Raw genomic sequence first — 11,536 nt, forward strand, 5'->3', positions numbered from 1 at the left:
CGCGGTGGTCCCACCTGATCCCATGCCGAACTCAGCAGTGAAACGCCGTAGCGCCGATGGTAGTGTGGGGTCTCCCCATGTGAGAGTAGGGCACTGCCAGACATTAATTAGCCAGAGAAGCCATCCGTCACCGGATGGCTTTTTTGCATTTGGGTGTTTGGAAAAATCAATTACGATAAAGTTTGTTTAAAAAGTGATAACAATAGACATAACTTTATTTCAGTGTTAGTTTCATTATTCAACAATAAAAGCCCACTGATTTATATGAAGTTACTGACAAGAGAATGCTGAAATTTAGAAGAATTAATAGCCATCAAGATCGTTTTTTTGACCTCATCAATGAACTCTATAACACAGCTTTTCCTTTACATGAGCAGAGAAGTCATCAGGGCCGTTTGTCTTAAGCTACCCTGAGCAGCTAAGCAAACAGAGTTATCAGGCGTTTAAAGATTGTTTGAACCACCAAGTTATGAACTCTGCCTATCTTTAATTTTTAATGAAAGGTTGATATTGGTTACATCGTATTATGACTAATATCACCTTAATTTTTCTCCCTTATTCTGATAATTATTTCCTATATAATAAAATGAAATAATTTCAATTTGAGTACAATAACTCGACATTTGCTTTCCGTTTGGGGTAAATTTGGCTATCTAGAAGTCTAAAAGTATAAGTTAAATAGTCGAGGTTTTAAGCAATGCCAATTCGTGTACCAGATGAATTACCTGCGGTGAATGCTCTTCGCAATGAAAACATCTTTGTTATGACGTCAACACGGGCCAATATTCAGAATATTCGTCCATTGAAGGTATTGCTGCTCAACTTAATGCCAAAGAAAATAGAAACAGAAAACCAGTTTATTCGCTTATTGTCTAACACACCGCTTCAAATCGATATTCAATTGCTGCGCATTGATAGTCGTCAATGTAAGAATACCCCTTCTGAACACTTGGATACTTTTTATTGTGATTTTGATTCAATAAAAGATCAAAATTTCGATGGATTGATTGTCACAGGTGCTCCGTTAGGACTCATTGAATTTGAAGATGTGGTGTATTGGAGTGAAGTTGAAAAAATAGTGACTTGGGCAAAAGAACATGTTACTTCGACACTTTTTGTCTGTTGGGCGGTTCAAGCTGCATTAAAAGTTCTTTATCAACTTCCCAAGCATACCCGAAAAACTAAACTCTCTGGTGTTTATTCTCATTCAACTTTAGATCCACTGGCATTGTTAACCCGTGGATTTGACGAAACATTTTTTGCCCCTCATTCGCGTTTTGCTGATTTTCCTGAATCTCTTATTCGTGAACATACGGATTTAGATATTTTAGCCAGTTCAGAAGAGGTAGGAGCCTATTTATTTGCCAGTAAAGACAAGAGATTAGTATTTGTGACAGGGCACCCTGAATATGATGTAGGTACATTGGCTGCGGAATATTGGCGTGATAGTAATGCAGGTTTGAAACCAAAGTTGCCGGTCAATTACTTTCCAGAGAATGATCCTGCAAATAAACCTGTTGCATCTTGGCGTAGTCACGGCCATTTACTATTTTCAAATTGGTTGAACTACTATGTCTACCAAATTACGCCATACGATCTCGCTTTTATGAACCCTACTTTAGATTAAACCCAATTTAAGTTTTAAATAAAATGAGAAGTTGCTGAAGCGAGACACTTCTCATTTTGTCAATTTTCCTTCCGTTGCTGTCGTTCAATCGTCAACCGTGATTTTTCATGCATAACAAAAACTTAACATTGTCGTGTGCGATTTTTTGGAATTTATTTCCCTGCTTTTTTTATCTTTAATATGACTTAATTTATTGATTCTACGTCATTAATTTTAATTATTTAAAATAATGGAAACTGTTTTTGATTTATTTTTTCAATTGATTACTCTTAAGCTGATGAGTGTTTAAAAGTGAGAAGTGGGGAAATTATGCAGCAGGCATTAGCAACAAAATTAACCTTTATTAAACCTTTTGGAGAGGCGGAGAAACAGGTGTTATCACCTGAATCTATTCGCTTTTTAGAAGAATTAATTATCGAATTTTCTGACAGGCGTACAAAATTATTGAATGAACGTGTACGTTGGCAGGAAAAGATAGATAACGGTTCATTACCTGACTTTATTTCGGAAACAGCTTCCATTAGAAATGGAGATTGGAAAGTTCAGGGAATACCCGATGATCTCAAAGATCGTCGAGTTGAAATAACCGGCCCTGTAGAGCGCAAGATGGTCATCAATGCCTTAAATGCCAATGTAAAAGTATTTATGGCCGATTTTGAGGATTCATTAGCACCTGAGTGGGATAAGGTCATCAATGGACAGATTAACTTAAGGGATGCCGTCAATGGGACTATCTCATATACCAATGAGCAGGGTAAGCGTTATGAGTTGAAAGCAGATCCCGCAGTATTGATTGCCCGGGTTAGGGGATTACATCTATCAGAAAAACATATCCTCTACAAGAACGAACCGATTTCTGGCGGGTTGTTTGATTTTGCTCTCTATTTCTACTTGAATCATAAGAAATTGCTGCAAAAAGGTAGTGGTCCTTATTTTTATCTACCTAAAATACAGAGCTACCATGAAGCACAATGGTGGAGTGATGTTTTCAGTTTTACAGAATCACGTTTCAATTTGCCAATAGGTACGATTAAGGCAACGGTTTTGATTGAAACCTTGCCAGCCGTATTCCAGATGGATGAAATTTTGTATCACTTACGTCATCACATCGTTGGCCTGAATTGTGGGCGCTGGGATTATATTTTCAGTTATATCAAGACACTGAAAAATCATGCTGATCGCGTTTTGCCGGATCGTCAATCCGTGACGATGACACAACCTTTCTTGAGTGCTTACTCTCGCTTGTTGATTAAAACCTGTCATAAACGTGGCGCATTTGCAATGGGCGGAATGTCGGCATTTATTCCTAGTAAAGATCCTGTGCAAAATCAGCAAGTTTTGGACAAAGTCAGAGCGGATAAAGAGCTGGAAGCCAATAACGGTCATGATGGTACATGGGTAGCGCATCCAGGGCTTGCAGATATTGTCATGGAGGTTTTTGACGCAAAGCTGGGAGAGCGTCACAACCAATTAACAGTTTTACGTGAAGAAGATGAGGCGATTGCGGCTGAACAATTGCTTGCGCCTTGTTTGGGAGAAAGAACAGAAGAGGGAATGCGCGCAAATATTCGAGTTGCCGTTCAGTACATAGAAGCCTGGATTTCGGGGAATGGCTGTGTACCGATTTACGGTTTAATGGAAGATGCTGCTACAGCAGAGATTTCCCGAACTTCGATTTGGCAATGGATCCGCCATGAAAAATCACTCTCTAACGGTAAAAAAGTGACAAAAGAACTGTTCAGAGAAATGTTGGCAGAAGAACTCGATGTTATTAAACAGGAAGTTGGGGAGCTGCGTTTTAATCAAGGACGATTTATGGAAGCTTCTGATTTAATGGAAAGAATTACCACTCAGGACAACTTAATTGATTTCCTAACATTACCTGGTTATCAGTTATTAGACTAGTTTAAAGACAATAATGGCAAAAATATCCGATTAATTAAAAATAGGAAGTAGAACATCATGACCATGTCCCGGAAACAACAAATCGCTCAATTGGAACAGGAGTGGCAACAACCGCGTTGGAAAGGTATCACTCGACCATATAGTGCTGAAGACGTCGTCAAATTGCGTGGTTCGATTAATCCTGAACATACTTTAGCGCAAATGGGGGCGAAAAAATTATGGAACTTGTTGAATGGTAACGCAAAAAAAGGCTATGTGAATGCGCTTGGGGCGCTGACAGGTGGCCAGGCACTTCAGCAAGCTAAAGCAGGTATTGAGGCGGTTTATCTTTCCGGTTGGCAAGTAGCGGCAGATGCGAATACTGCAGCGAGCATGTATCCTGATCAATCATTGTATCCTGTTGATTCTGTTCCTAATGTAATCAAACGTATTAATAATAGCTTCCGTCGTGCAGATCAGATCCAATGGTCAAATGGTATCGAGCCAGATAGTCAAGAATATATTGACTATTTCCTGCCGATTGTCGCTGATGCAGAAGCGGGGTTTGGTGGGGTATTGAACGCATTTGAACTGATGAAAGCGATGATCGAGGCCGGTGCCGCGGCAGTGCATTTTGAAGATCAACTGGCAGCAGTGAAAAAATGCGGACACATGGGTGGGAAAGTCTTGGTTCCGACTCAAGAGGCTATTCAGAAGTTGGTCGCTGCACGATTAGCGGCTGATGTCTCTGGTGTACCCACCTTGCTAATCGCTCGCACTGACGCAGATGCAGCAGATTTACTGACTTCAGATTGTGATCCTTATGACAAAGCGTTCATTACTGGCAAACGAACCTGTGAAGGTTTCTATTGCACCCGTGCTGGTATTGAACAAGCTATCAGTCGTGGGTTGGCTTATGCGCCTTACGCCGATGTTGTCTGGTGCGAAACCTCTACACCGGATATTGAAGCGGCTCGTTGTTTTGCTGAAGCCATCCATGCTAAATATCCTGGCAAGTTGCTAGCTTATAACTGTTCGCCTTCTTTCAACTGGAAAAAGAATCTGGATGATAAAACGATCTCCAGTTTCCAGGATCAGTTATCTGCGATGGGATATAAGTTCCAGTTCATTACACTCGCGGGCATACATAGCATGTGGTTCAACATGTTTGATTTGGCCTACGATTACGCACGTGGTGAAGGAATGAAACATTATGTTGAAAAAGTTCAGGAACAAGAATTTGCTGCCCTTGACCGTGGTTATACATTCTCCTCACATCAGCAGGAAGTGGGTACGGGATATTTTGATAAGGTGACCACGATTATTCAGGGGGAGGGTTCTTCTGTTACTGCATTAACCGGATCAACTGAAGAACAGCAATTCTAAGTTCATTATCCTGATTGAGGTAATAAATTGTGGGGGAATTCCAATAAAGGGATACCCCTTTACGTGTCGGGTAAAGGTGGCTAAATATGGAAATAGATCTCGCACATTTAATTGCACAAACCATTTTGCAGGGATTTGATGCGCAATATGGTCGGTTTCTGGAAGTCACTTCTGGGGCACAGCAACGTTTTGAACAGGCTGATTGGCCGGCTGTACAACGGGCGATGAAAAAGCGGATTAACTTGTATGATCATCATGTTGGATTGGTGGTGGAGCAATTGAAACGCATTCACACTCCGTTACAATATGATGAAGATTACATTGCCGAAGTTAAAGCGGTTTATACCTGTTTACTGCCTGATTATCCACGTTTTGAAATTGCAGAAAGTTTTTTTAATTCAGTTTACTGCCGATTTTTCAAACATCGTAACTTGAAACCAGAAAACCTCTATATATTTTCTTCTCAACCTTCTTCCCGTTTTCGCCATATTTCTCGCCCATTATCACGGGATTTTTTCCCTGATGGGGATCTTGCATCAATGCTGCGAACCATTTTAAATGATTTGCCATTACGCCTTAAATGGGAGGATTTAGATCGAGATATTGGTTATATCACGCAATATTTACAGAATACATTCTCCCAATGTGATTTATTACACTCCACATTCCAAATTGCTAATGAACTATTTTACCGTAATAAGGCAGCCTGGTTAGTAGGAAAAATTAGAATGGGAGCGATTGTGTATCCCTTTTTGTTACCGATTCATCACAATGAATCGGGGGGAATTTTTGTCGATACCTGTCTGACCAATTACGATGATGCCAGCATTGTTTTTGGTTTTGCCCGTTCCTATTTTATGGTTTACGCGCCCTTACCCGCAGCTTTAGTTGAGTGGTTGCGTGAAATTCTTCCTACGAAATCCACGGCAGAGCTATACATGGCGATAGGCTGTCAGAAACACGGTAAAACAGAATATTACCGTGAATACCTGACATTCCTTAATTCCACTCAGGAGCAGTTTACAATTGCACCAGGTGTGAAGGGCATGGTTATGCTGGTTTTCACTTTCCCGTCATTTGATCGTGTATTTAAAGTGATTAAAGACAAATTTGCACCACAGAAAGAGGTTTCTCAAGAACGTGTTCAGGAGTGCTATCGACTGGTAAAAGAGCATGATCGTGTTGGAAGAATGGCAGATACCCAGGAATTCGAAAACTTTGTGATTGATAAACGCCATATTAGTCCTGAGTTAATGGAGGAATTGCAAAAAGAGATACCCGAAAAGTTAGAAGATTTTGGAGATAAGCTCTTGATAAAGCATCTTTATATGGAACGTAAAATGATACCGTTAAATATTTATATGGAACAGATCAATGAAGTGCAATTAAAGGATGTGATTGAAGAATACGGAAACGCCATTAAACAACTGGCTGCTGCAAATATTTTCCCTGGTGATATGTTGTTTAAAAACTTTGGTGTGACACGTCATGGGAGGGTGATTTTTTACGATTATGATGAAATTTGTTACATGACCGAAGTGAACTTTCGGGATATTCCTCCACCACGTTATCCGGAAGATGAATTGGCAAGTGAACCTTGGTACAGCGTTGCTGCTAACGATGTTTTTCCAGAAGAGTTTCGACATTTTTTATGCACTGACAAACGTATTCGGTGTTATTTTGAAGAAAGTCACAGTGATCTATTTAAGGCAGATTATTGGCGGACTTTGCAAGAGCGGATTAAAAAAGGATATATAGAAGATGTTTTTGCTTATCGCCGTAGACAGCGGTTCAGTCAGCGTACTGAAATCAACCCAATAAAACGTATCATCAGTGATATTACCATTGCCACAGATAATTAATGCCTTAACACCGCCATTCGCTTCTGCTGGGAAGAATTTAAAACAGTTCAGGCCATAACTCATCCCCAGCATTAATTCAGAAACCGTTGATTAAAATGTAATGCAACATGTGCAATTCCGGCATTACATTAGCTTGTGAGCATTGATAATGGACAACGACAGCACAGTCACGATTTAGCTTACAAGTCTAAAATTACTTAATTCCACCATATTCTCGACTAATTGCTTTTGCAGCCCGCATAACAAGAGCGCCAAGTTCAATCACTCGATCATCAGAGATGCGTGATACTGGGCCGGAGATGGAAATAGCGGCAAAGGCTTCATGATGCTCATCATAGATACAGGCAGCAATACAGCGTAATCCTAATGCATGTTCTTCATCATCAAATGAAAAACCTTGCTTGCGGATCTGTTCGAGATTTTCTGTTAATGCTGCGGCGGTGGTACAGGTATGTTGGGTATAAGCGTGCATCCCTTTTTTATGCAGCAATTGGAGGCGTTTTTGCTCAGATAGGGTAGACAGCAAGGCTTTTCCAGCACCGGAAGCGTGCATTGGTAGTTTACCGCCAATGGGGGCGGACATTCTCATCAGCGCGTTACATTGTACTTGATCAACAATCACGGCTTCATATTCATCCAGATTAAGGATGGCAAGGTTGACGGTTTCACCGGAATCTTCCATTAACTGACGCAATATCGGGTGAACCAGCACCATCAGATTACGGCTTTGTAGAAAACTACTGCCAACGACAAAAGCATGGGAAGCGATCACCCACAATCCTAGATCACCTATCTGGCGAACAAAACCATGTTGTTGCAAGGTGGTTAAAAGGCGGTGGGTAGTGGAATTGGGCAAACCGGCTTGTATCGCCAGATCAGTCAGGGCAACACCAACAGATGAATCGGAAATATATTCCAAAAGCGTTAACCCTCGACTTAAAGATTGAACCTGACCGCTTGCAGCGGCACTGTTTGTCATCGTTTTCGTTTTTTTTGTGCGTTTGCTGGCAACGGCTGTGCTCATAAGATTCCCTCTGAATAATCGTCTGCTTGCAGCAACGATAGCTGCGATGGACACAAAATGGAATTTATTTTCGTTTTCTTATTATGGATGATAACGAGGGGAAAAACACATCCGATGTGTTGTGGTTTCTTCTTTGCAAGATCAAAAAACCCGCTTTTTATGCGGGTTTTCTGGCAAGATATTTGACTTTATTTTTTCAGCCTTCAAACAAACTCTGATGCAATGTCTGAACGACCTGTTCCGCATCGTTACCAGGAACAAGCAGACAGACATTATGGCTGCTTGCACCACAGCTAATCATGCGAATATTAAATGGTTCCAACACACCAAAAATTCCTTTTCCCAATCCTTTTGCCTGTGAAAGTTCATTACCGATAATCGCCACTAATGCCATATCTTCTTCGACTTCCACACGGCACAATTTAGAAAGTTCAGTTAACAATGCATTGGTCAGCAGGTTGCCATTAGTGCTGGTGGAACCTTTGGTATCCAGCGTCAGGGCGATGCTGACTTCTGATGTAGTAATCAAATCTACCGAAATATTATGGCGTGACAGTAAGGTAAAAACTTCAGCCAGAAAGCCTCTGGCATGTAGCATTTTCAGGCTATGTAATGTCAGCAAAGTTTGTTTACGGCGCAAGGCCAATGCACGAAACAGCGGAGGATTTTCTGTTTTATCACAAACCACCGTACCGCCTGCTTGTGGATCTTTGCTGGAGCCGACAAATACAGGAATGCCACAGCGAACAGCGGGTAGCAGAGTGGCAGGATGGAGGATTTTGGCACCAAATGTTGCCATTTCTGCCGCTTCATCAAAGGCAATTTTATTGATGCGTTTAGCTGTAGGAACAATACGGGGATCGGTAGTGTAGATGCCTGGAACATCTGTCCAGATATCAACACGCTGTAAACCAAGCGCTTCACCCAGTAAGGCGGCGGTATAATCACTGCCACCTCGCCCCAGCGTAGTTGTACGCCCTTTTTCTTCTCTGCCAATAAACCCTTGAGTAATGACGATTGTATCGTTCAGGCGAGGATGAAGAGATTCCATTGCCAAAGTATGGAGCTGGAGTATATCTGGCTCTGCCTGCCCAAAGTTATCATTGGTTCGCATGATCCGCCGGATATCAAACCATTCGGCATCCATATTGCGTTGACGCAGCAACTCTACAAACAATAAGGTGGACATAACTTCACCGTGGCTAACCAATTCATCTATCAATGCTTCTGAAGTAGCAAGCGATGCTGCTTCTGACAGCATTTCAATATTTTCCAGCAGACGATTTATTTCCTCACGGATCACACCAGCGTCATTCAATCGGTCAATGATGGCGTATTGAATGTCACGGATCTGTTTCAGGTAGTTCTCCCGTTTGCCACTCTCGCAGCCAGCTGCTAATGCAACCAGCAAATTGGTTACGCCAGCGGAAGCTGACAGAACGATCACTCGGATATTGGTGTCCGCCAAAATAATGTCGGCGCAATGATTCATGGCATCAAAGTCTGCCACACTAGTACCACCAAATTTTGCTACTACATACTGCGAGTTAGGAGATGAAACAGCACACATGGATGATAACCTTTTGTTCGGAGAATAGTTCAGAGAGTAGGCTTTTAGAAATATCGGGTTAGGCGTACGGAGTCAATGTTTGATGATGAAGCATAAATAATTTTCATGATGGAAAGGCAATTATCGTTTTTGCCTATCTCAACAATTAAGACTGGAAATCATGAGCTATTTTGACCAATATCAGTAATTACAAGGAAAAGGAGATTAATCACAGAATTAAACCGTTACAATCTGTGCATTCCTATAGTTATTGACAGTTGATAGAGAGCATTATTCATGAAAAGCATCAACCCTAGCCAGACCGAAGCCTGGAAAGCATTGCAACAGCATTTTGAGCAAATGAAAAATGTGCATTTGCGGGATCTGTTTGAACAGGATAAAAAACGATTTACGACATTTTCTGCGACGTTTGATCAGCAGATTCTGGTGGATTACGCTAAAAACCGTATTACCGCGGAAACACTGGAAAAATTACAAGCATTGGCGCAAGAAACCGATTTAGCCAGCGCAATTCGCAGTATGTTCTCTGGTGAGAAAATCAATCGTACTGAAGATCGTGCGGTGCTGCATATTGCCCTACGTAACCGTAGTAATACACCGATTATGGTGGATGGCGAAGATGTGATGCCGCAAGTCAATGCGGTGCTGGCGAAAATGAAATCATTCAGTGAGCGCATCATTAGTGGCGAGTGGAAAGGTTATACAGGCAAAGCTATTACAGATGTCGTCAATATTGGCATTGGTGGCTCTGATCTTGGTCCTTATATGGTAACTGAAGCACTGAAAGCGTATAAAAATCACCTGAATATGCATTTTGTTTCCAATGTTGATGGAACCCACATTGTCGAAACACTAAAAAACTTAGATCCAGAAACCACTTTATTTTTGGTTGCCTCCAAGACGTTTACCACGCAAGAAACGATGACCAATGCACATTCTGCCCGCCATTGGTTCCTGCAAAGTGCTGTTGATGAAACGTATATTGCGAAACATTTTGCGGCATTATCCACCAATGAACAAGAAGTGAGAAAATTTGGTATCGATCCCCAAAACATGTTTGAGTTCTGGGATTGGGTAGGGGGACGCTATTCGCTTTGGTCTGCCATTGGTTTATCTATTGCGCTTTCCATTGGTTATGAAAATTTCGAACAGCTGCTAAGTGGCGCTCATGCCATGGATAAACACTTTGAGCAAACGGCCTTCGAGCAGAACATTCCTGTTTTGCTGGCACTGATCGGCATTTGGTACAACAATTTCTTTGGGGCGGAAACTGAAGCGATTCTGCCTTACGACCAATACCTGCACCGTTTTGCTGCCTATTTCCAACAAGGCAATATGGAATCAAATGGTAAGTATGTCGATCGTAATGGCAATCCGGTGAATTACCAGACAGGGCCGATTATCTGGGGCGAGCCTGGCACTAATGGTCAACATGCGTTCTATCAGCTTATCCACCAGGGAACTAAATTGATCCCGTGTGACTTTATTGCTCCAGCAATCAGCCATAATCCCGTGAGCGATCACCACAGTAAACTGCTCTCTAACTTCTTTGCACAGACTGAAGCGTTGGCATTTGGTAAAACACAGGCTCAGGTGGAAGCTGAATTTGCGCAAGCAGGGAAAAATGCTGAAGACGTGGCGAATGTTGTGCCATTCAAAGTGTTTGAAGGTAACCGTCCGACCAACTCTATTTTATTACGTGAAATTACCCCATTCAGTTTGGGCGCATTGATTGCTATGTATGAACATAAGATCTTTGTTCAAGGAGCCATTCTGAATATCTTCTCATTTGACCAATGGGGCGTAGAATTGGGCAAGCAATTGGCGAACCGTATTTTGCCTGAGCTGCACGATGCAGAAGCTGTAACTAGCCATGACAGCTCTACAAATGGCCTGATTAACCAATTCAAAGCATGGCGTTAATCTGAACTACCTATTATCTATACGTATTAAACTTCAAGTTGCAATTTACGACACGATGAAACCTGATTTTTCCCCGCGAAGCGGGGAGAAATCACACGCATCTTGAAGTTAGATTGGGATAATCTCTTCTCACCTTACTAACTGTTATTAAGGCAGGGCGAGATCTCACATTTTTAGCAAGGTTATTGAGGTTAAATAAAGACCAGAATATGACTTTCTATAGCTATTTCTCCCATTAAAACGCTAAGATCACGCTATTC

General features: G+C 41.6%; 7 protein-coding genes, 1 rRNA gene and 1 pseudogene. 6 read left to right on the top strand and 3 right to left on the bottom strand.

Annotated features, from left to right (window positions below; translation table 11 throughout):
- From rrf to aceK, 5 genes are all read left to right on the top strand, one after another.
- Window positions 1-102: ribosomal RNA gene (rrf, locus tag IQ211_RS15895) — 5S ribosomal RNA — on the top strand; the annotation flags it as partial.
- Window positions 103-697: 595 nt separating this feature from the next.
- Window positions 698-1,627, top strand: a complete 930-nt coding sequence (gene metA, locus IQ211_RS15900) for a homoserine O-acetyltransferase MetA (protein WP_189760903.1) — start codon at window positions 698-700, stop codon at window positions 1,625-1,627.
- A gap of 309 nt (window positions 1,628-1,936) precedes the next feature.
- A complete protein-coding gene (gene aceB, locus IQ211_RS15905; protein WP_189760902.1) occupies window positions 1,937-3,532 on the top strand; it encodes a malate synthase A in 1,596 nt (531 codons plus the stop codon).
- 57 nt (window positions 3,533-3,589) lie between these two features.
- Complete coding sequence (gene aceA, locus IQ211_RS15910; RefSeq protein WP_189760901.1) at window positions 3,590-4,897, top strand: isocitrate lyase; 1,308 nt, start codon at window positions 3,590-3,592, stop codon at window positions 4,895-4,897.
- Between the two features lie 86 nt (window positions 4,898-4,983).
- Window positions 4,984-6,759 (top strand): bifunctional isocitrate dehydrogenase kinase/phosphatase, encoded by a 1,776-nt coding sequence (gene aceK, locus IQ211_RS15915; protein WP_189760900.1) that lies wholly within the window; start codon window positions 4,984-4,986, stop codon window positions 6,757-6,759.
- Here the strand turns inward: aceK and IQ211_RS15920 are convergent.
- From IQ211_RS15920 to lysC, 3 genes and pseudogenes are all read right to left on the bottom strand, one after another.
- Window positions 6,757-6,849 (bottom strand): annotated as a pseudogene (locus tag IQ211_RS15920) (bifunctional 4-hydroxy-2-oxoglutarate aldolase/2-dehydro-3-deoxy-phosphogluconate aldolase); the annotation flags it as partial. The gene aceK and the pseudogene IQ211_RS15920 overlap by 3 nt on opposite strands.
- Window positions 6,850-6,952: 103 nt before the next feature.
- Window positions 6,953-7,783: a glyoxylate bypass operon transcriptional repressor IclR gene (iclR, locus tag IQ211_RS15925; RefSeq protein WP_189760899.1), complete on the bottom strand. Its 831-nt coding sequence runs from the start codon at window positions 7,781-7,783 to the stop codon at window positions 6,953-6,955.
- Window positions 7,784-7,979: 196 nt separating this feature from the next.
- Window positions 7,980-9,353 (bottom strand): lysine-sensitive aspartokinase 3, encoded by a 1,374-nt coding sequence (gene lysC, locus IQ211_RS15930; protein WP_189760898.1) that lies wholly within the window; start codon window positions 9,351-9,353, stop codon window positions 7,980-7,982.
- A gap of 276 nt (window positions 9,354-9,629) precedes the next feature.
- On the opposite strand from lysC, the gene pgi reads away from it, so the two are divergent.
- The gene (gene pgi, locus IQ211_RS15935; protein ID WP_189760897.1) at window positions 9,630-11,276 is read left to right on the top strand and encodes a glucose-6-phosphate isomerase; all 1,647 of its coding nucleotides are present in this window, start codon (window positions 9,630-9,632) and stop codon (window positions 11,274-11,276) included.
- Window positions 11,277-11,536 lie beyond the last annotated feature (260 nt).

Source organism: Xenorhabdus griffiniae (genome assembly GCF_015163655.1).
GTDB lineage: Bacteria > Pseudomonadota > Gammaproteobacteria > Enterobacterales > Enterobacteriaceae > Xenorhabdus > Xenorhabdus griffiniae.

What these genes read in the sequence shown, in the direction of transcription:
- metA (WP_189760903.1), top strand. Translation starts at nt 698, where the DNA reads ATGCCAATTCGTGTACCAGATGAATTACCTGCGGTGAATGCTCTTCGC.
- aceB (WP_189760902.1), top strand. Translation starts at nt 1,937, where the DNA reads ATGCAGCAGGCATTAGCAACAAAATTAACCTTTATTAAACCTTTTGGA.
- aceA (WP_189760901.1), top strand. Translation starts at nt 3,590, where the DNA reads ATGACCATGTCCCGGAAACAACAAATCGCTCAATTGGAACAGGAGTGG.
- aceK (WP_189760900.1), top strand. Translation starts at nt 4,984, where the DNA reads ATGGAAATAGATCTCGCACATTTAATTGCACAAACCATTTTGCAGGGA.
- iclR (WP_189760899.1), bottom strand. Translation starts at nt 7,783, where the DNA reads ATGAGCACAGCCGTTGCCAGCAAACGCACAAAAAAAACGAAAACGATG.
- lysC (WP_189760898.1), bottom strand. Translation starts at nt 9,353, where the DNA reads ATGTGTGCTGTTTCATCTCCTAACTCGCAGTATGTAGTAGCAAAATTT.
- pgi (WP_189760897.1), top strand. Translation starts at nt 9,630, where the DNA reads ATGAAAAGCATCAACCCTAGCCAGACCGAAGCCTGGAAAGCATTGCAA.